This is a genomic window from Novosphingobium sp. KCTC 2891 (assembly GCF_025938155.1).
Taxonomy (GTDB): Bacteria; Pseudomonadota; Alphaproteobacteria; order Sphingomonadales; family Sphingomonadaceae; genus Novosphingobium.
In genome coordinates, this window is sequence record NZ_JAPCZG010000001.1 from 110869 (window position 1) to 128967 (window position 18099).

At 67.4% G+C, this 18099-nt stretch carries 20 protein-coding genes; 7 read left to right on the forward strand and 13 right to left on the reverse strand.

Features of this window, described 5'->3' with window-relative positions; genetic code table 11:
• Positions 1-5: 5 nt before the first annotated feature.
• The 4 genes from OLX02_RS00545 to OLX02_RS00560 form a co-directional block, all read right to left on the reverse strand.
• Positions 6-935 carry a mechanosensitive ion channel family protein gene (locus tag OLX02_RS00545; protein WP_264419390.1) on the reverse strand — a complete coding sequence of 310 codons (930 nt, stop codon included), beginning with the start codon at positions 933-935 and terminating at the stop codon, positions 6-8.
• Positions 932-2188 (reverse strand): cystathionine beta-lyase, encoded by a 1257-nt coding sequence (gene metC, locus OLX02_RS00550; RefSeq protein ID WP_264419391.1) that lies wholly within the window; start codon positions 2186-2188, stop codon positions 932-934. The genes OLX02_RS00545 and metC overlap by 4 nt, the downstream gene beginning before the upstream one ends.
• 69 nt (positions 2189-2257) lie before the next feature.
• Complete coding sequence (gene sseA / locus OLX02_RS00555) at positions 2258-3103, reverse strand: 3-mercaptopyruvate sulfurtransferase (RefSeq protein ID WP_264419392.1); 846 nt, start codon at positions 3101-3103, stop codon at positions 2258-2260.
• 130 nt (positions 3104-3233) lie between these two features.
• Positions 3234-4013, reverse strand: a complete 780-nt coding sequence (locus OLX02_RS00560) for a hypothetical protein (RefSeq protein WP_264419393.1) — start codon at positions 4011-4013, stop codon at positions 3234-3236.
• Here OLX02_RS00560 and OLX02_RS00565 point away from each other — a divergent pair.
• The 3 genes from OLX02_RS00565 to OLX02_RS00575 all read left to right on the forward strand — a co-directional run bounded on the left by OLX02_RS00565 (position 4003) and on the right by OLX02_RS00575 (position 6033).
• Entirely contained in the window at positions 4003-4338 is a 336-nt protein-coding gene (locus OLX02_RS00565) for a hypothetical protein (protein ID WP_264419394.1), read from the forward strand. The two genes, OLX02_RS00560 and OLX02_RS00565, sit on opposite strands and share 11 nt — an antisense overlap.
• 232 nt (positions 4339-4570) lie before the next feature.
• Positions 4571-5026, forward strand: a complete 456-nt coding sequence (gene queF, locus OLX02_RS00570; protein WP_264419395.1) for a preQ(1) synthase — start codon at positions 4571-4573, stop codon at positions 5024-5026.
• Between the two features lie 5 nt (positions 5027-5031).
• Entirely contained in the window at positions 5032-6033 is a 1002-nt protein-coding gene (locus tag OLX02_RS00575) for a zinc-dependent alcohol dehydrogenase family protein (protein ID WP_413630022.1), read from the forward strand.
• An 11-nt stretch (positions 6034-6044) separates the two neighbouring features.
• Here the strand turns inward: OLX02_RS00575 and OLX02_RS00580 are convergent, their stop codons facing one another.
• From OLX02_RS00580 to OLX02_RS00615, 8 genes are all read right to left on the reverse strand, one after another.
• On the reverse strand, positions 6045-6374 hold the full coding sequence (locus tag OLX02_RS00580) for a hypothetical protein (RefSeq protein ID WP_264419396.1): 330 nt from the start codon (positions 6372-6374) through the stop codon (positions 6045-6047).
• A 254-nt stretch (positions 6375-6628) separates the two neighbouring features.
• Complete coding sequence (locus tag OLX02_RS00585; protein WP_264419397.1) at positions 6629-8242, reverse strand: TolC family outer membrane protein; 1614 nt, start codon at positions 8240-8242, stop codon at positions 6629-6631.
• Between the two features lie 13 nt (positions 8243-8255).
• A complete protein-coding gene (locus OLX02_RS00590) occupies positions 8256-9602 on the reverse strand; it encodes an HlyD family type I secretion periplasmic adaptor subunit (protein WP_264419398.1) in 1347 nt (448 codons plus the stop codon).
• Positions 9599-11356: a type I secretion system permease/ATPase gene (locus tag OLX02_RS00595; protein ID WP_264419399.1), complete on the reverse strand. Its 1758-nt coding sequence runs from the start codon at positions 11354-11356 to the stop codon at positions 9599-9601. Before OLX02_RS00595 ends, OLX02_RS00590 begins: the two co-directional genes overlap by 4 nt.
• A 144-nt stretch (positions 11357-11500) precedes the next feature.
• Positions 11501-12457 carry a sensor histidine kinase gene (locus tag OLX02_RS00600; RefSeq protein ID WP_264419400.1) on the reverse strand — a complete coding sequence of 319 codons (957 nt, stop codon included), beginning with the start codon at positions 12455-12457 and terminating at the stop codon, positions 11501-11503.
• Between the two features lie 204 nt (positions 12458-12661).
• A complete protein-coding gene (locus OLX02_RS00605; RefSeq protein ID WP_264419401.1) occupies positions 12662-13033 on the reverse strand; it encodes a hypothetical protein in 372 nt (123 codons plus the stop codon).
• A gap of 86 nt (positions 13034-13119) precedes the next feature.
• Positions 13120-13743 carry a response regulator gene (locus OLX02_RS00610; RefSeq protein ID WP_264419402.1) on the reverse strand — a complete coding sequence of 208 codons (624 nt, stop codon included), beginning with the start codon at positions 13741-13743 and terminating at the stop codon, positions 13120-13122.
• On the reverse strand, positions 13740-15395 hold the full coding sequence (locus OLX02_RS00615) for a sensor histidine kinase (protein WP_264419403.1): 1656 nt from the start codon (positions 15393-15395) through the stop codon (positions 13740-13742). Before OLX02_RS00615 ends, OLX02_RS00610 begins: the two co-directional genes overlap by 4 nt.
• 115 nt (positions 15396-15510) lie before the next feature.
• Between OLX02_RS00615 and OLX02_RS00620 the strand changes: the two genes are divergently transcribed.
• Genes OLX02_RS00620 through OLX02_RS00635 form a run of 4 tightly spaced genes read left to right on the forward strand, consistent with a single transcriptional unit; the run spans position 15511 to position 17724 of the window.
• Entirely contained in the window at positions 15511-16209 is a 699-nt protein-coding gene (locus tag OLX02_RS00620; RefSeq protein ID WP_264419404.1) for a helix-turn-helix transcriptional regulator, read from the forward strand.
• 54 nt (positions 16210-16263) lie between these two features.
• A complete protein-coding gene (locus OLX02_RS00625) occupies positions 16264-16620 on the forward strand; it encodes a hypothetical protein (protein ID WP_264419405.1) in 357 nt (118 codons plus the stop codon).
• A 44-nt stretch (positions 16621-16664) separates the two neighbouring features.
• Complete coding sequence (locus OLX02_RS00630) at positions 16665-17111, forward strand: hypothetical protein (RefSeq protein WP_264419406.1); 447 nt, start codon at positions 16665-16667, stop codon at positions 17109-17111.
• Positions 17112-17169: 58 nt separating this feature from the next.
• Positions 17170-17724, forward strand: a complete 555-nt coding sequence (locus tag OLX02_RS00635) for a MarR family winged helix-turn-helix transcriptional regulator (protein ID WP_264419407.1) — start codon at positions 17170-17172, stop codon at positions 17722-17724.
• 45 nt (positions 17725-17769) lie between these two features.
• Here the strand turns inward: OLX02_RS00635 and OLX02_RS20150 are convergent, their stop codons facing one another.
• Positions 17770-18036 (reverse strand): glycine zipper 2TM domain-containing protein, encoded by a 267-nt coding sequence (locus OLX02_RS20150; protein WP_319641216.1) that lies wholly within the window; start codon positions 18034-18036, stop codon positions 17770-17772.
• Between the last annotated feature and the right edge of the window lie 63 nt (positions 18037-18099).

Genomic DNA, 18099 nt, shown 5'->3' on the forward strand with positions numbered 1-18099 from the left:
TAGCGTCACGCCTTGCCGCGTTCCGCGAGGATGCGCGCCACTTCGCGCAAACCATCGGAATCGCGCAAGTGCACGTCCGCCTGGGGGAAGGGGATTTCGACGCCCTGCTGACGGAACAGGCGCCATGCCGCCTTGAGCACTTCCGAGCGCACGTTGCCGACGCCCATTTCCGGATCGTCGATCCAGCAGACCACCTGCATCTCGATTGCGCTGGGGCCGAAGGCATTGAGCAGCACACCGGGCGCGGGATGTTGCAGAACCCGCGGGCTGGAACGCGCGGCTTCGAGCAGAAGGCGCTCGGCCAAGTCGATGTCGCTGCCATAGGCCACCCCCACCGGGATTGAAATGGCGACTTCTCTTGAGGAATAGGACCAGTTCTCGACCTGCGAGGTCATCAGGTTCTCGTTCGGGATCAGGTATTCGCGGTTGTCGCGCGTGGTGACGGACACGGCGCGGATACCGATGCTCTTGACCTCGCCGAAGGTGTTGCCCTTGCCGTCGCTCACCGCGATCACGTCGCCCGGCTTGATCGATCGGTCCATCAGCAGGATGATCCCGGCGATCAGGTTGCCGAAGGTCTTTTGCAGGCCGAAACCGATGGCAAGGCCGAACGCGCCGGAAAACACGGTCAGCGCGGTCAGGCTGATGCCCAGCACGTCGATCGCGGCGAAGACGGCGAAGGCCCAGATGGCCATGCCGGCCAGCTTTTCGGTGAGCACTTTCTGCGCGGCGTCCAGTCCGGTCATCCGCCGCACCATTGCGCGCGCGATGCGGGCGCCGAGCCGTGCGCCGAGGATGGCGAGGGCGACCACCAGCGCCATCCAAAGGGCGTTGAGCAGCGAGATGTGATAATGGCCGATGTCGATGGAGATTTCGTCCAGCTTGTCGTGGACGTCGCGCAGCGCACGGCTCACGTCGCGTAGCTGCTTGTTCACAGCAGCGCGCTCCAGGCGGCGAGGCCGCGTTCGAGATCGGCGATGAGGTCTGCGGTATCCTCAAGCCCGATCGACACGCGCACGCCGAAGCGGTCTGCGTCGGCCATGCCGGGGAGCGGCCAGGGCGAGGCGGTGCGGATCGTGGCCGGATCGACCGGCGTGGCAAGGCTTTCGAAGCCGCCCCAGGAATAACCGATGCCGAACAGCGACAGCGCGTCGATCAGCGCGTCGCGCGCTTGGGATGTGCCGCCCTTCAGCACGAAGCTGAACAGGCCGCAGCCGCCGGTGAAATCGCGCTTCCACAGGTCATGCCCCGGCGATCCGGGCAGCATGGGGCAAAGCACGCGCGCCACTTCGGGGCGCGCGGCCAGCCACTCGGCGATGGCGAGCGCCGAGGCCGTCTCGGCCGTCAGCCGCAGGTGCATCGTGCGCAGTCCGCGCAGCATGAGGGCCGCGTCATCGGGCGAGACGACATTGCCCAGCCCCTGCGCGCGCAGGCGCAGCTTGCGGTACCATTCCCGTCCGGCGGTGGCGCTGCCCATCATGCAGTCCGAATGGCCGGAAACGTGCTTGGTCAGGCTCATCACGGCAATGTCTGCGCCGTGTTCCAGCGCGGCAAAGCCCAGTGGCGAGGCCCAGGTGTTGTCCAGCACGGTGACGATGCCGCGCGCCTTGGCGATGGCGGCCAGTGCGGGCACGTCCTGCACTTCGGCGGTCAGGCTGCCGGGGCTTTCGAGCAGGACCGCACGGGTGCGCTCGCAGATCGCGGCTTCGAAAGCGGCCGTGTCGGTCGGATCGAACCAGCGCGTGGTCACGCCGAAATCGGCGAGCAGACCGCGCCCCATGACTCGGCTCGGTTCATAGGCATTGTCCGTCATCAACAGGACGTCGCCGGGGCGCAGCACCGTGAGCAGCGCGCCCGCGATGGCCGCCACGCCGGACGGATAGAGCACAGTGCCGCCGCCGTCCTCCGCCGCGCCGGGTTCGAGCCGGGTCAGCGCCTCGGCCAGCGCCCACTGCGTCGGCGCGCCGCGGCGGCCGTAATAGAAGCGTCCGTCCTCGTTGGCGGGGTGGGCGCGCAGGGCGGCCATGTCCGGGTAAAGGTGGGTGCTGGCCCGCCACACGGGCGGGTTGACGACAGCGGAAGGGTGGCCGGGCGTGCCGGTCCATTCGGGTCGGCGGCCAGCACCGGCAAGACGGGTGCCGGGCCCGCCGTGGGAACCGTCGTGTGGGTTGTCGCTGCTGCCGCTCATTGCGCGGTAAAAGCAGTATTTCCGCCGGATCACAAGGTGCCCGGCGGTATAGGAAGGCGAAGCCGGTCTTTAGCGGGCGGGCCCGGTTTCCTTGGGAAGCGCGGGATCGGCGCCCCATTCCGACCAGCTGCCATCATAGAGGGCGACGTCATCCTTGCCGAGGAGGTGGAGCGCGAAGATCACCACGTTGGCGGTCATGCCCGATCCACACGAACCGATAATCGGGCGGGACAGATCGACGCCCGCGGCGTCGAACGCGGCGCGCAGGGCTTCGGGCTTCTTCCATGTACCGTCGGGCGCGAACAGGCTGGCGTAGGGCACGTTGAGCGCGCCGGGGATATGGCCGCTGGCAAGACCGGGCTTGGTTTCGGCGACTTCGCCGGTGAAGCGCCCCGCGCCCCGCGCATCGACCAGTTGTTCGGCCTTGCTGTCGATATTGGCGAGGACGTCGGCTTTCGTGCGGACATTGCGATTATCGCTCCACACGGTGAAGTGGCGGTGGCGCAGCTGCTCGCGGCCTTGCGCGCAGGGGCGGCCTTCGGCTTTCCACTTGGCGATGCCGCCGTCGAGCAGCGCGACATTCTGCGCGCCGAACATGGTCAGCATGAACCATGCGCGGGTCGAGGTCTTGATCGGACCGTCATCGTAAACGACGATCCGGCTGCCATCACCAAGGCCAAGGCTTTGCATCCGGCTGGCGAATTTTTCCGCGCTGGGCAGGCTGTTGGCGACGGGGGCGCCGCTGTCCACCAGATTGGCGAGGTCCATGAACACCGCGCCGGGGATGTGGCACGCCTCAAACTCGCGCAGCGGATCGCGCGCGTGCTCGGGCAGGAATGCGCTCGCGTCGACGATGCGCAAGTCGCTCGCGCCCATCTCGTCCGCGAGCCATTGGGTCGAGACCAACGAATCCATCTTTTGCTCCTGCCTGCCTGCGTCCGGACCGTCTTTGCGGACTCGGAAGGGTCAGAGTAACCGGGGCGGAGGATAGCGTCGACCCCCAATGGCTCCGATCAGGAGGTCGTCAGGTATGCCGTGGTCGCGTTCAGGTATCGGGCAAGGCCAGCGCGCGCTGCCCAAGATCGGCCCAGATGCGCGGGCCGAGATCGAGGCGGAACGGCTGGAGCCGGTCGGCGGCAGGCGCGCTCTCCTGCCCGATGAGGAAGGCTGCGCGTGCATGAACAGCGCCGCCGCCGGGCGTGCTCGCCCAGGCATCGAACCGGGCCAGCGGCACGAACAGCGCCGCCTCGCCATTGCGGATCGGCGTGATCGCGGAGAGCGGTAGGCGGATTTCGCCCGGCACGGCCACTTCCTCGCCCGCCCCCAGATGTTCGATGCGGTGAAGCGGCGGGAAATCGGGTCCGGTCAGGCCGAGCTGCTCGTCCATCGACTTCGAGGCATGGGCGGACGTCATGTCCCCGCCGACCGCGATGTCGGTCATGGGCGCGGTGCCACGATTGGCAACCACGAGGCGGTAGGAGAGCGTGGTGCTGACCAGCGTTGCCGACAGGCGCGTAGCTTTGAGGGTTAGCACCAACGGTTCTGCGAAGCGCGGCTCGGGAAGGGGCGAAGCAGGGGTGGGCGGGGTGAAAGGCGCTGGCGCCGGTGTCGGCTTGGGCGCGTCGGTGCGAGGCGCGGGCGTGGGCTCCGGGACGGGGCGAACGATTTCGGGCACGGTCGGCGCTTGTGCCGCGCGGCGGCGCCAGAACACGAAGGCGCCTGCCGCCGCGGCGATGGCGGCAGCGAGCGCAGCGTAGGGGCGCCAGTCGAGATTCGTCGGAGCCGGCGCAGGTTCGGGCGCGGGGGAGGCGCTGATGGGAGGCATTTCGGTCGGCAGGGGCAATACTGCCGCAGATGGGGCCGGGGCCGCCGGAGTCGGTGCAGGGACCGTCGGCGCCGGTGAGACTGCGGACACGGCGCTGGTTGCGACCGGGCGCGGAGCAGGGGCGGCGCGCGGCGCAGGGCGCTGGGCCGGGCTGCGCGTCGCGGCAGGCGTCGGAATGACAATGGCCGGCGTGGGCGTTGGCGCGGGAGCCGCCGTGGCGCTCTCCGAAGGCGCGGGCGTGGCCGGACGCGGCGGTGCGGCACCGTCGTCGACCGGGCCGGCTGCGCGCGGCGTGGCGCTTGGGCTGGCAGGCGGAAGTTTGTAGTCGCCAACCGATTGTGCGCCCGCGCTTCCCGGCGCGAGCAGCGCCGCCAGCGCGGCGGTGGTAAGCGTGGTCCACTCCCTGTTCACGATTGCCCGGTCCCGTTCCTCGAATGTTTACCCCGCCAAGGCGGGCGGGGTTGAATAGCGGCTGAATGCCCGGTGCGAAACCGCTCACTTGCCTCCATCCGGGGACAGGTGCATGGCGCGATCGATCAGGAAAGGAGCCACCCTTCATGGCCGAAACCGGACCGATCCACCTTGGACGGACCAGCACGCTGCCCGCCTCGCCCGACGAGGCGGTGCTGGATTATGTGCCCAACCCGCGCACGGGCACGCTTTATCTCGTGCGCTTCGTCTCGCCCGAGTTCACCTCGCTCTGTCCGGTGACCGGGCAGCCCGACTTCGCGCATATCGTGATCGACTATGCGCCGGGCGAGACCATCGTCGAATCGAAATCGCTCAAGCTGTTCCTTGGATCGTTCCGCAACCACGCGGGCTTTCACGAGGACGTCACCGTGGGCATCGGCCAGCGCCTGTTCGATGAAATGAAGCCCAGGTGGCTGCGCATCGGCGGGTACTGGTATCCGCGGGGCGGCATCCCGATCGACGTGTTCTGGCAATCGGGCACGCCGCCCGAAGGCCTGTGGCTGCCCGACCAGGGCGTGCCCTCCTACCGCGGGCGGGGCTGAAGCCCATGACCGTGGGCGCCGATGCGATGGTGGCCATGGTCTGTGATGGACCCGGCCGCCCCTTGCGCGAGGAGCGCCGGCCGGTGCCGGTTCCTGCCCAAGGCGAAGTGCTGGTTCGCGTTCTCGCCTGCGGTGTCTGCCGCACCGATCTCCACGTGTGCGACGGGGAAATTCCGGCGCGCTATCCGGTGATTCCGGGGCACGAGATCGTGGGGCAGGTCCTGGCGCTGGGCGCAGGAGTTCAGGGCTTCGCGCTCGGCCAGCGCGTCGGTATTCCGTGGCTGGGCCATGCCTGCGGCATCTGCGATTATTGCCGCGATGGGCGCGAAAACCTGTGCGATGCGCCGTTGTTCACGGGCGCCACACGCGATGGCGGCTATGCCACGCACACCGTGGCCGACGCGCGCTTCTGCTTTCCGCTGCCGGACGGGATCGACGATGTCCATGCCGCGCCCTTGTTGTGCGCGGGGCTGATCGGCTGGCGCGCGTTCCGCATCGCGGGGCCGGGGCGGCGCATCGGGCTTTACGGTTTTGGCGGTGCGGCACATCTGCTGACGCAGCTCGCAGTGGCCGAAGGGCGCGAGATATTCGCCTTCACCCAACCCGGCGATACGCGCGGGCAGGCGTTCGCCCGTTCGCTGGGATGCGTTTGGGCCGGCGGTTCGGACGAGCGGGCGCCGCATGAACTTGATGCGGCGATCCTGTTCGCACCGGTAGGCGCGCTGGTGCCGGCGGCGCTCAAAGCGGTGCGCAAGGGCGGCCGCGTGGTGTGCGCAGGCATTCACATGAGCGACATTCCCGCATTCCCCTATGCCGACCTGTGGGGCGAGCGCGAGATCGTCTCGGTCGCCAACCTGACGCGCGAGGACGGGATCGGCTATCTGGGCCATGCACGGCTGGGGTGCGTGCACAGCCACATCACCACGTTTCCGCTGAGCGAGGCCAACGCGGCCCTCGCGGCGCTGCGCGAGGGCCGGTTCGATGGTGCGGCGGTGCTGGTGCCCTGAGCGAGCGGCGGCTACCAGCCGCGGCGGTCGTCATCCCAGCGCTGGGGCCGGCCAGCTTCCGAATCGATCCAGCGGCTGATCCGCATATAGTTTTCGCCGATGCCGCGGGCGGCGCGCCAGTCGCCCTCGCTGCACTCGTGGCGGCCCTTGTCTTCCAGCCTGTCGATCTCGCGGTGCATGCGCCATGCGGTGTCGCGGTCGATGTCGCCTTCGCTGGCCTCGCGCTGCACGCGGTTTTCAAGCACGGCGGCGAACCGGCCATTGCACGTCCGCTCGACCAGAATGCTGTCGCGGTCGCGCTGGGCATAGACGTTGCTGGCCCCGCCAGCCGCGATTGCCATCGTAGGGGTTGCCCAAGCACCGCCGTTCCAGCGCGGCGCACCCCAATCGTCCGCATGGGCGGTGCCGGCGATGCCCGCCAGGGCGGTGAAAGCGGCAAGTCCGGTGGCAAGTGTGCGTAGTGCGGTTATGAAATCCCTCCTTCGGTCCGGCAGTCCCCGGCCGGTGGAGCGATCATGCCCGCCACGCATTCGCGCAGGGCTGAACGGCGCATTTTACTGCGGTTAAGCTTCCCGGCCGGCACGCGGCTGGCGGATCAGGGGACGGGAATCTCGCGCACGGGATCGATCTTGACCGCTGGCGTGGTCAGCGGAGCTGCGGGATCGCGAAGCGGCCGGTCGCCCTTGCTGCCGAGCGGGGCGCCATCGATCGCCCGGATCAGCGGGGTCAGCAGCGGCACGTCGCCATTGTGGCGAACATCGTTGTAATGACTTTCGACGTTGTAGCGCGGCGCATCGGGCAGCAGCCACGATTGTTCGAGCGCACCCATCGCGGCAAGCACGCGCGCCTGCGCCACATAGGCGCCGGCGATCGCGGCATTGTAGTTGCTGCGTGCCTGCAGCAGCTCACGCGCAAGATCGATCACGTCGAGCGTGGTGCGAAGCCCCGCCTTTTCCTGAAGCAGCGCACCCTCATAGGCGGACTTGGCCGAGGAGACGGCGCCGGCGAACCGCTCGATCGCGGCGCTTTGGGCCTTCCAGTCGTCCCATGCGGAAGCGAGCGTCGCGCGGTTTTCGCGCAGCGATGCATCGATCAGGCGCCAGTCGGCGTCGTTCGCGGCCGATGCCTCGCCCACGCGGGCCTGGCGCAGGCCGCTTTCATAGATCGGACCGGAGATGATGACCTGCCCGCGCAAGTCGCGCAGATCCTGCCGGCCGGTCTGGTTGAAGACCGATGGAGGGTTCCACTCTTTGGAATAGTCAGCCTGTCCCCGCAGATCGACCCGGGGCATGAGGTCGGCCTTCGCCGAGGCCAGGCTGGCGCGCGAAACCTTTTCCCGCTGCTGCGCGGCGAGCAGGACGGGATTGTGCCCTTCGGCATACCCGTAGGCCTGTTCCAGCGTCTCGACCGGGAGGCGCAGCGGATTGGGAGCCGCGAGGGTGCCAGCCGGACCGCCGATCATGCGCAGGAACGTGGCCTCGCTGGCGGCGGCATCGCGCTGCGCGGTATAGACCTGCGCGCGGCCAAGCTCGACGCGGGTTTCGACCTGCTGCACGTCGGTGGAGGTTACTTCTCGCCCGGCGAAGCGGGCGCGGTTGTCGGACAGCTCGCGCTCAAGCGTATCGAGGTTGTCGCGCGCGATGGCCACGCTGGCGCGGTCGCGCAGCAGCCCCACATACGAGGTGATCGCATCGAGCATGGCCTGTTGCTCGGACGAGCGCAGCACCTGCCGCTGGTAGGCGAGCTGCGCCAGCGCGAAGCGCTCGGCCGCGGCGTTGCGGCCGAAAGTGAACAGCGGCTGGGTCAGGATCGCGGAGGCTGTCGCGCTGCGCGCGGTGCCATCGTTCCAGCCGTTGCCGGGCGCAAGCGTGCCGCTGCGGGTGAGCCCGTAAGTCAGCTCGAAATCCAGCTTGGGGCCATAAGCGGCGCGCGCTTGCGGCACGCGGTAGTCCACGCTTTTCACTGCCGACCGCTGTGCGAGCAGGGTGGGGCTGGTCCAGTAGGCGCGGCGGAGCGCATCGGGCAGCGCGGTGACGGCCGCACCCGCGGTGGCGGCTTCGGCCACGTCGGCGGGCGTGCCGTCGGGCAGCGAGACCGAGATGGGCAGGCCGTCCTCGCGGTCTTCCACCGCCGTGCTGTCCTGCGCCGAAGAGGCGGCCGGGATCAGCGCCGAGGCGGCGAGCAGGAAGGGGAGCAAGGTGCGGCGCATGGCTCTTGCCCCCTCAGTTGTCGCGGAAGGCGCGCATGAACTGGTCGCGCAGCGGCTTGGTCAGGTAGGACAGCAGCGAGCGGTCGCCGGTCTCGATATAGACTTCCGCGGGCATCCCGCTCTTGAGATCGAGCTGCTCGCGCTTCACGGCGGCGAGATCGACCGCGATCCGCACCATGTAGTAAGCCTGTTTGGCTTCCTGGTTCTCGCTACGATCGGTCGCGACATAGACGACCTTGCCCGGGATTTCGGGCGTGGATGCGCGGTTGAACGCGGAGAAGCGAACGCGTGCTTCCTGGCCCTTCATCACCTGGTCGATGTCGGTCGGGCTGATCATGGCCTCGACGACCATGATGTCCTTGTCGGGCACGATTTCCATGATCGGCTCCGCCGCGCGGACGACGTCACCGATGGCGGCGAAGGCGATCTTTTCGACCGTGCCCGAATAAGGAGCGCGGATCTCGCTGCGGTCCTGCTGGTCGGCGGCGGCCACCGAGCGCACCTGCTGCTGGTTGAGCGCGGTGTTGACCTGCGTCAGGTCGGTACCGGCCTGCACGCGGCGGGTCTGGGCAAGCTGGATCGACTGTTCCTGAGCCTCGGTGATGCGGGCACGGGCCTGCGCGATCTGCGCCTGGAGCGATCCTGCGTTGCCATCGAGATCGACTGCGGTGCGCTCAAGCTGGTTCAGGCGGTTGATGGTGACAAGCTGCTTGTCCCACAGATCCTTCACGCCCTGCCGTTCCGGCTCGATCAGGCGGCGCTGCTCCTTGAGCGCGGCGATCTGCACTTCAAGTCCGCGGATTTCCTGGTTGTACTGCGAGACGCGCGCGGCAAGCTGGGCGCGGATCTGCGATTCCTCGGTCTGGCGCAGGCGAAACAGCTTTTCCTCGTCGGCCATCGCCTTGCGCGCGGAAGCGGTGGTCGCGTTCGTCAGCTCGGCGGGGAACACGATGCGGCCGACGCCGAGCCGCTCGGCCTCGAGCCGGGCGCGCTGGGCCAGCAGCTGTTCGACGGTGAGGTTCGAGAGCGACGCGTCAATACCGGTAACGCGGTCGTCCAGCCGCATCAGCAGCTGGCCTTCCTTCACGTGTTCGCCATTGTGGACGAGGATCGATGAGATCACGCCGCCGGTGGGGTGGGCGATGCGCTTCACGCGCGATTCCACTCCGACCTGACCGCCGCCGATCACCGCGCCGCCGATCGGCACGATCGCCGCGAGCAGGAACAGGAGGGCGAACAGGCCGCCGATGGTCATCAGCAGGCGGTTGAGCAGCCGGGGATGCTCGGCCTTGTCCGCGCCGTCTTCCCACAGGACGGGCAGGATCTGCCGGGCGGGGTCGCTGGGCAGGGGGTGGTTCATGCCGAGGCTTCCTTGCCCTTGGGGCCTGCATCGTTGGAGGCCGCCGCTCCGGCCGGGCCGATGCGGGAGGGGTCTTGCCCTTGCTGGAGGCGGGCCATGACCGCGTCACGTTCGCCGAAATCGGCCAGGCGGCCGTTCTGCATCAGCGCGACGTGGGTGGCCGGGCCGAGCGTGGCCGGGCGATGGGTGATCATGATGACGATCCCGCCGCGCTGGCGGACGCCCATTACCGCGTGGGCAAGAGCGGCGTCGCCGGCGGAATCGAGGTTGGAGTTGGCCTCGTCCAGCACGAGCAGGAACGGATCGCCATACAGTGCCCGGGCAAGGCCGACGCGCTGGCGCTGGCCGGCCGAGAGTTCCACGCCGCCACCCGAGCACGGCGTCTCGTATCCATCGGGCAGAGCGAGGATCACTTCGTGCATCCCCGCCGCCTTGGCCGCCGCGATGACGGCTTCGGAGGTTGCGTCGGGATCGAACCGGGCGATGTTCTGGCCGATCGTCCCGTCGACGAGGTCCACCGTCTGCGGCACGTAGCCGAAGTAGCTGCCGAGCGTTTCGGCGTCCCACTGGTCCAGCGTGGCGCCGTCGAGCCGGACTTCTCCGCGCGCCGCCCGCCAGATGCCCAGCACGGCGCGTACCAGCGTGGTCTTGCCCGCCGCGCTGGGGCCGATGATGGCGAGTGCCTGACCGGGGGAAAGCGTGAGCGATACGCCCGACACGGTGAAGCGCTGCGTTCCCGGCGGCGCAACCCAGATGTCGCGCAGCGCCAGTTCGCCGGAAGGGCGCGAGAGTTGCACTTCGCGGGGCGGAGGCTTGCGGAAGGCGGACACGGCCTGGACCACGCGGCCCCAGCCGGTGCGCGCCGCGACCAGGCCGCGCCAGTTGGCGATGGCCTGATCCACGGGCGCGAGCGCGCGGCCCGACAGGACCGACGAGGCGAGGATGACGCCGCCGCTGGCCTTGCCGTCGATGACCAGAAGTGCGCCGACCGAGAGGATCAGCGATTGCAGCAGCATGCGGAACGTGCGGCTGGCGCCGCCCAGGCGGGCGACGGTGCGCGACAGGTAGGACTGCGCCTCGATGAAGCTGCCTTCCCAGGCCGAGGTGCGGTTGACCAGCCGTTCCTGCATGCCCATCGCCAGAGCGGATTCGGCAAAGCGGATTTCGGATAGCGCGGCGGCGGAACGGCGGCTGGTGATGTTTGCCAATTCGCGCGATCCGCCCTGCGTGCGGCGGTTCGAGATCAGCGCGATAGCGGCCATCACCACCACACCGGCCAGCGCCGTCAGCCCCAGCCACCAGTGCAGCGCGGTCAGCACGATCAGGAACATGATTACCCACGGCAGGTCGATCAGCGCGATCGGACCCTGACCGGCAAGGAACGTGTGGATGGAATCGAGGTCACGCGTGAATTGCAGGCCATCGCCCTTGTCGGGACCATTGCGCAGCGGCCGGGTGACCGTGGCGTAATGCACGGCCGTGAAGAGATCGTCATGCACGCCATTGGCGACGCCAAGCAGGGCTTCGCTGCGGATCGCCTCGAACACGGCCTGGAAGGCGTAGACGAGAACCAGCATGAAGAAGAGGCCGATCAGCGTCGGGATACTGCGGCTGGGCAGGACCGAATCGTACACCAGCATCATGTAGGCAGAGCCGGCGAAAACCAGTACGTTGAGCAGTAGGCTGGCGATGCCTACGAGGATGAGGCTGCCTTTGTAACGGCGCGCAAATAGGTTCAGGAACTGGCGATCCACTTGGCTTGGTCTCCCCCTACCGCGTGGGCTAGAAGAAACCCGACGGCCCCGCAAGCGGCAAAGAAGAGGAGCCTCTTGCGCAAAAGTGTTGCGCAAGCATGACGAAGCCGGAAATCAATGCCGGCGTTTGTGCCGGATGCTGTTTTATTCGACTGTTCGTGCTCCCTCGATCATCAGCTCGCACCATACTCCCTTGCGGTCAAAGCTGATCTCCACGGCATCGAGGCCAGGCTGGGGCATGAGCAGGCGGGTGCCTATGCCTTCGCGTTTCGGTGGCACTACTGGCGGTCCGCCAGTCTCTTTCCACAGGATGTAGAGGTTGCGCCCGTCCGAGGCGATGAACCAGCTGAGTTCGATGCGGCCCTTCGTGTCGGACAGCGCGCCGTGCTTGACCGCATTGGTGGCCAGTTCGTGCAGGGCCATGATCAGCGGGATGCAACTGGCATCCGGAATGATGCACGGCTCTCCCTGGATGCGGATGCGCTCTCCAAAACCGAACGGGGCCAGCGTGCGTTCGGCCAGTTCGGGCAGGCGGCCTTCGGCTTCGGTGCCGATGCGCAGAAGGTCGCTGGCATGGGCCAGTCCTTCGAGCCGACTGGAGAACTCGCGGTAGAAATCGAGCGGCGATTCTGCCTTCGGCCCGCGTGAGGCCAGCGCCTGGATGATCGCCAGCATATTGCGGACCCGGTGGCGTAGCTCGCTGTTGAAGCCTTCCGCCTGTAGGTGCAACTGATCGAGTTCGCGCACGAGGCCGCGCAACGAGGCGCCTACGGCGATGACCAGCGAGGCGGACAGCGCGAACAGCACGAAGAACGCGGTGCGCACGGGGTTGATCTCGGCAAACCAGGGGCCGCCGCCGAACAGGCGCTGCGACATCATCGCGGCAATCCACGCAAACACCACGGCAAAACGCGCGTCGAGAATGAGCGATGCGATCAGCAGGCTGGGCCAGTAGGTGAGAAACGGCAGGCCCAGCGCGCCGCGGTCGAACAGTGCACGCAGCGCGGTGGGCGCGGCGAGCAGGATCAGAATCCAGCCCACCTGCTCGACCAAGGAGCGTCGGCGGGTCAGCGCTCTGCGGACCGCCGCACCTCTGTACATGGAAATTAGCTCCCAGTGTTCGGACCGCCGTCCAAGCTTGGCAATGTTTTGTCCGGATCGGATCATTTAGGGCCGACCGACGTCCAACGCCATATGAAACATGATAATGTTCGGTGACCCAACCGCAAAGATACGCGATTATCCGGGGGTTAACCAGTAATTCAAAGGTCGCAGGCAGACCTTGCGGGTGCGTCGAAGGCGGCTTCAGGCCGCGACCGGCAGGTTCCAGGCGCGCGGCGGTGCGAGGCGCAGCGCGTCGGCAATGGCGATCAGCGTGGCGATGGCGCGGGCTTCTTCCGCAGTGAGGCCCGCGAAGTCCGGAAGGAACGCGCGGCAGGCCTGCAGCAGGTTGCCGGGATTGCGCTCCAGCTCCGACCGGTAGTGCTCCAGCGTTTCACAGCCGTCGATATCGGCCCAGATCAGGCCGGACGGGGCAGGGCGTTCGTGAAACGACCAGAGCGCGGCGACCGCGCGTTCGGCGGCATCGCGCGCCTGGTCGGCGATCGCGGCGCCCGATGCGCGGGCTTTCAGCTTTTGGCGATAGCGGCGCTGCCGCTCGGCGTTGGTCATGGCCATGGTGCCCGCACCATAGCGCGGGGCCGCCAGCGAAGCGTTAGGGCGGTGTTACGTAACCACCCTGATTGCGCCCCTCCGCGGCCTTATCACTCGCCGGGATCGCTCACGGCCAGCAATGCGAGCTCGGTGCGGTTCTCGATGCCGAGCTTCTGGTACATGGCGTGGAGGTAGACCTTGACCGTCCCCTCGCCGATGTTCAGCTCCTGCCCGATGTCGCGATTGCGCATACCGCGCGCCACCAGCCGGGCAATCTTGCGCTCGCGCGGATTGAGCCGGTCGAGAGGGCCTGCTTGCGGGCTGAGCGACAGGTCGAGCGCGCGCTGCAGGAACATCGGCGCAATCGCCTTCTGGCCCGTGTGGACCTTTTCCAGAACGCTCACCAGCTCGTCCTCGGCACCGTCCTTCGATACGATCCCGTCCACACCCGCGCGCATGACCGCCAGCAGCTGGCGGTCGTTGATTTCTGCGGTGAGCAGGACCACGGGGCGCTTGTCGCCGCGCGCGCGCAACGCTTCGAGTGCCTCCACGCCGTTCATTCCCGGCATGTTGATGTCGAGCAGCACGATCGCCGGATCGTGGGTTTCCACTGCGGCCAAGGTCTCCTCGCCGCTGGCCGTGGCGGCGACAACCTGGAACGGCGTGCCGCGAAGCACAGCCTCTACGCCCGCGCGGATGAAGCCGTGGTCGTCTGCAACAAGTACGGGAATCATGCGGCGATCCTTGCAGGTAAAGCGATGTCGAGCAGGGCGCCCGGCAGGTTGTCGGCTATGTCGAGCCGGCCGCCCAGCGCCTCTACCCGTTCGCTGATCGAACGGGGGCGGCAGTCTGCCCGGTCCTTGGGAAAACCATCGCCGTCGTCGCTAATCCGCAACCGCAAAGATTCACTCTCCCCGGCAATCGATACCGTCACCTGCGAGCAATGCCCGTGGCGTGCGGCATTGGCAACACCTTCGCGCACCAGCTGGCGCAACTCGTAGGCGAGCTGGATCGAGACCGGCAGCTGGCTGACGGCGGAATCGAGGCGTGTCTCGATGTGCCAATGGTGGGCCAGTTCGACGAGAAGCACCTGAAGTTCCTCGACAAGGTCGGTGCGGCGGTCACCGTCCTCGCCCCGACGCAGTCGGTCGATCATCGTGCGCAACTGCGTTTGCTCGCGGCGTAGCGCTTCCTTGATCGCGTTGATTTCTCCGTCGGGATCGTTGCCCTCGCGTATCCAGCGGCGCAGCGCCTCGATGCGGAACAGCGTACCGGCCAGGAATTGTGCCACGCTGTCGTGCAGATCGCGGGCCAAGGCGTTGCGGATCCCCGAAACTGCCGCATCCTGCGCGAGCGAGGCCATTTCCTCGCGGTCGAGCGCGAGACCGATCTCGCGGGCGAACGCCCCTGCGCTGGGCAGGTCGTCGACACACAGATCGGGGATGCCCCAGACCAGCAGTTGCCCTTGCCCGGTCGCGGTGGAGATCGACACGAGGATCGCCTCGGTGATCTCGCAGTGGGCCGCCAGCGGCACGGATATAGGACCCGCTGTGGCGACAAGACCGACGCCGGCCACGCTGGCGATACGGCGATGGCGGGCCGTATCGAACAGAGTCGGCGGAATCTGCTGGGCAAGGTCTTCTGCCAGCGCGCCGGGCCCGACCAGCGTGTGCGTGCACACGTCGTCGAAGTCGCGGACCACGTCGACGAAGGGCTCCTCGTTGCGGAGCAGGGCAATGGCCGCGCCGCGTGCGCGCAGCGCCTTGCGGACCTGGACGAGCGCTTCGGCCATGACGCGGATACGGCGCTCGCCGGGGATGCCCGGGGGTTCGGGCAACTGCACCGGACGGAGGAGGCGCTGGTCGCTGCTCAGCCACACCATCATGATGGAGAGAACCACCATGTAGATCTGGCGTCGGCCGAAGCGGTAGATGTCGAGATCGAGGTGGAGGTAGTAAAGCGCTCCGCCCACCAGCGTGTTCGCGGCGAGGAGGCCGAGGGCGGTCAGCGCGATCCCCGTCCAACCCCAGCGCAGGCTCGCGGTGACCAGAAGAAACGCGGCGAAGGCCATGAAAGGGCTGGCAAAATCGCCGCTGCCGGTTTCGGTGAAATAGACTCCGGCGATGAACGCCGCGATATCCAGCACATGGACCAGCCTGGCCAGGCGGAACTCGTACCACCAGCTTTCCCAGGCCAGGATGACGAGGGCGGCGGACAGCATCAGATAGCCTGACAGAATGGCTAGTCCGATGGTCGCAGAACGCGCTGGCTGGCCGGGGTCAACCAACACTGCCAGCAGGAACACGAACGCGAGGATTGCCCGGCTTGTCGCCAGGATCTTGCCGGTGCGGCGCATGAACATACGATTGCGCTCAGCGCGTGTCATCGCCCCCCTCCCTCTCCATCCGTGCTGCACAATCGCGGCCCTGACCGGGCGCTTAGCCCGAAATGGTTTTCACCATCTTGCGGCATCGGGCGTATTAGCCCATTTTCGACGGGCAATGGGTCAGAAAAACTATCACCCCTTCAAGGCGGCCATCTCGCGGGTCGCGAAGGATGGGGCCGGACCCGCAAAGCGCGAGCCCGCCGCCGGAGCGGAGAAGCCCTGTGGGGGGCAAGAGGGCGGCGAAGACCAGATGACGGCGTTGCAATTGCCCGGGGATGAAGGCCCGCTCGACGCGCTGACCTCGAAGCAGCGCGCCGTGCTCGACCTCCTCATCCAGCACAAGACCTCAAAGGAAATCTCGCGGTTGCTCGGCATTTCGCCGCATACTGTCGATCAGCGAATCATGCTGGCGCGCGCCAAACTGCAAGTCGCGACGCGCGGTGAAGTGGCGCAGGCATACCGGCGATTGCTGGACGAACAGCGGATTCCGGCGCCGAACGGCATATACGAGAGATCCGTATATGGGTCTTCCCACGTCGAAGTCCCCGGCTCCGCCATGCATAGCCCGGATCGGGAAGACGAGGTGCCGGTCCGCCAGCCGAACAAGCTTTTCCGCTCGCTGCCATCACAAGCGGCAGCGGTGGGTCCTGACGGTACGACGGAATACTACCACGTCCTCCCGGAGATTTTCGACGGGCCGAATGGAACCCTGCTGCGTCTCGGCGCGATTGCCGTGATCACCGTGTTTCTGATCCTCATCATTCTTGGCGGGCTGACGATCTTTTCGCAGCTTTCCGAGATACTGGGACACTGACCCGCTCGAAGTCTCCCGTTCATGGGGCCCGGTACGGCCGGGGGAGGGGGAAACATGAAGTTCGAGACGATGACCGGGGCAGCGATGTCCACCGACGTGGCGCAGCTGCGCATTACCCGTGATCTGCGCGACGCAGAGGCGGCGCTGGACGAGGCGCTGATCCGTCAGGCGCGGCTGCTCGCCACGATGGTCGATGCCCGCCGCGAGACCGGCGTTGCGCCGTTCATGGGGCAGGATGCCTTGATGCGGCTGCACAAGTCGCAGCAGGGGCTGCTGGATGCCGGTGGCGAACTCGCCCGCGTGCATGGCCGCCTGAGCCACATCGCAACCGAAACCAATGGCGGCAACGACGCCTGCCCGCCGGCCGCGAAGCGCGCCGAGGAGGAGAACGCGGCGACGAGGGCAGCCTGATGACGGCTTGTCTTCCGGCGCCCCGTGGACTTGTGTGATGCGCAATGCTCTCGCTTTGGATCCCACGCATCATCCTCGCCCTCACGGTGACTTTCGTCGTCCGCAGAGGTGGTGAACCGGAGCGGCTGGTTGCCGCAATCCTGTTCGCCACCTTCGGCCTCGACGTCGCCAACCATGCCTGGTTCGGCGATCCGGGGTGGTTCGCGGTCAATCCCGGGCACCTGGTGATCGATGGCTGGGCCTTCGTCACCCTCCTCTGGATTGCGCTGCGCGCCAATCGTGGGTGGCCGCTCTGGGTCAGTTCGTCGCAGGTAATCGTGGTGCTCGGCCACTTCGCCAAGCTCTGGGAACTGGATACGGTGCGTTGGGCCTATTGGGTCATGACCCAGGTGCCTTTCGTGTTCCAGCTTGGAGTGCTGGCGCTGGGGACGGCGACGCACATTGCCCGCCAGCGACGGATCGGAGCCTATCACGCTTGGCGGATATCCTGACTTTCTTTCACGCGGCGGCATCGCGCCTTGTCGGTGTCGGTCGCAGACTGGATACAGCATGACAGTTCGTTCGATGATCGCGGCGGGGCGCACGGGCATTGCTGCCCGGCTCTCGCCGCCCGCGCCATCGGGTCAGCCAACGCCTTTGGGAGGGCGCGGCGATCACGAAGCTCCCTCACTCGTCCCGGTTGACGGGCGGGGCCGCGCCGCGCTCGCGCTGGCGCATGAATTCTACGTCGGCCGCCGCCGACGTGAACGCTTTCTCACCGGTGACCTGTTTGGCGAACCGACGTGGGACATCCTGCTCGATCTATACGTCGCGGCACGCGAGAACCGGCGGGTTCCGACGACCAGTGCCTGCATCGGCGCGCATGTGCCGCCGACGACCGCGCTGCGCTGGCTGCGCATCCTCGAGGCGCGTGGCCTGGTCGAGCGTGAGGACGATGGCCGGGACGGGCGGCGTACCTTCGTGCGCCTGACGGGGCGAGGCCTTGCCGCCATGGATGGCTGGCTCAACGGGATGATGGTGTCGCTGGAAAGGGCCTTGGCCCATTTGCCCCCGCCTGAAGCAGCCGCAGGCGAAACGGGTGAAAGCAGCGACGCGACGACGTGACTCTGCCGTCCCGCCGCGTGGCAGGACGGCAGCATCGTTGATCGATCAGCGGCGGTAGTAGCGGCAGTTGCGGCGGTTCTTCCGGGCGATCTCGTGGCCGGCGATGCCGCCCGCGGCGGCACCCAGAACCGTGCCGGTGGTGCCGCCAGCGATCACGTTCCCCAATACGGCACCGCCGACCGCGCCGATCACCGCGCCGCCGGTCTTGCTGATGCGCTTGCTGCAATTGCGCGCTTCGGCGGGATTGGCCGCAAGCATGGCCAGAGCGCCGGTGGCGGCGAGGATAACGCGGGCCGGGGTCTTCAGGATCATGCGATGTAACTCCTTGATGTGGATGAATGCATAAACGGCAATCCTAGCCGGTGCCTGCGATAG

Excerpts from the sequence above, each read along its gene's own strand:
- metC (WP_264419391.1), bottom strand. The coding sequence starts at position 2,188 with ATGAGCGGCAGCAGCGACAACCCACACGACGGTTCCCACGGCGGGCCC.
- sseA (WP_264419392.1), bottom strand. The coding sequence starts at position 3,103 with ATGGATTCGTTGGTCTCGACCCAATGGCTCGCGGACGAGATGGGCGCG.
- OLX02_RS00565 (WP_264419394.1), top strand. The coding sequence starts at position 4,003 with ATGGGAGGCATTTCGGTCGGCAGGGGCAATACTGCCGCAGATGGGGCC.
- OLX02_RS00560 (WP_264419393.1), bottom strand. The coding sequence starts at position 4,013 with ATGCCTCCCATCAGCGCCTCCCCCGCGCCCGAACCTGCGCCGGCTCCG.
- queF (WP_264419395.1), top strand. The coding sequence starts at position 4,571 with ATGGCCGAAACCGGACCGATCCACCTTGGACGGACCAGCACGCTGCCC.
- OLX02_RS00575 (WP_413630022.1), top strand. The coding sequence starts at position 5,032 with ATGACCGTGGGCGCCGATGCGATGGTGGCCATGGTCTGTGATGGACCC.
- OLX02_RS00580 (WP_264419396.1), bottom strand. The coding sequence starts at position 6,374 with ATGGCAATCGCGGCTGGCGGGGCCAGCAACGTCTATGCCCAGCGCGAC.
- OLX02_RS00585 (WP_264419397.1), bottom strand. The coding sequence starts at position 8,242 with ATGCGCCGCACCTTGCTCCCCTTCCTGCTCGCCGCCTCGGCGCTGATC.
- OLX02_RS00590 (WP_264419398.1), bottom strand. The coding sequence starts at position 9,602 with ATGAACCACCCCCTGCCCAGCGACCCCGCCCGGCAGATCCTGCCCGTC.
- OLX02_RS00600 (WP_264419400.1), bottom strand. The coding sequence starts at position 12,457 with ATGTACAGAGGTGCGGCGGTCCGCAGAGCGCTGACCCGCCGACGCTCC.
- OLX02_RS00605 (WP_264419401.1), bottom strand. The coding sequence starts at position 13,033 with ATGGCCATGACCAACGCCGAGCGGCAGCGCCGCTATCGCCAAAAGCTG.
- OLX02_RS00610 (WP_264419402.1), bottom strand. The coding sequence starts at position 13,743 with ATGATTCCCGTACTTGTTGCAGACGACCACGGCTTCATCCGCGCGGGC.
- OLX02_RS00615 (WP_264419403.1), bottom strand. The coding sequence starts at position 15,395 with ATGACACGCGCTGAGCGCAATCGTATGTTCATGCGCCGCACCGGCAAG.
- OLX02_RS00620 (WP_264419404.1), top strand. The coding sequence starts at position 15,511 with ATGGGTCAGAAAAACTATCACCCCTTCAAGGCGGCCATCTCGCGGGTC.
- OLX02_RS00625 (WP_264419405.1), top strand. The coding sequence starts at position 16,264 with ATGAAGTTCGAGACGATGACCGGGGCAGCGATGTCCACCGACGTGGCG.
- OLX02_RS00630 (WP_264419406.1), top strand. The coding sequence starts at position 16,665 with ATGCTCTCGCTTTGGATCCCACGCATCATCCTCGCCCTCACGGTGACT.
- OLX02_RS00635 (WP_264419407.1), top strand. The coding sequence starts at position 17,170 with ATGACAGTTCGTTCGATGATCGCGGCGGGGCGCACGGGCATTGCTGCC.
- OLX02_RS20150 (WP_319641216.1), bottom strand. The coding sequence starts at position 18,036 with ATGATCCTGAAGACCCCGGCCCGCGTTATCCTCGCCGCCACCGGCGCT.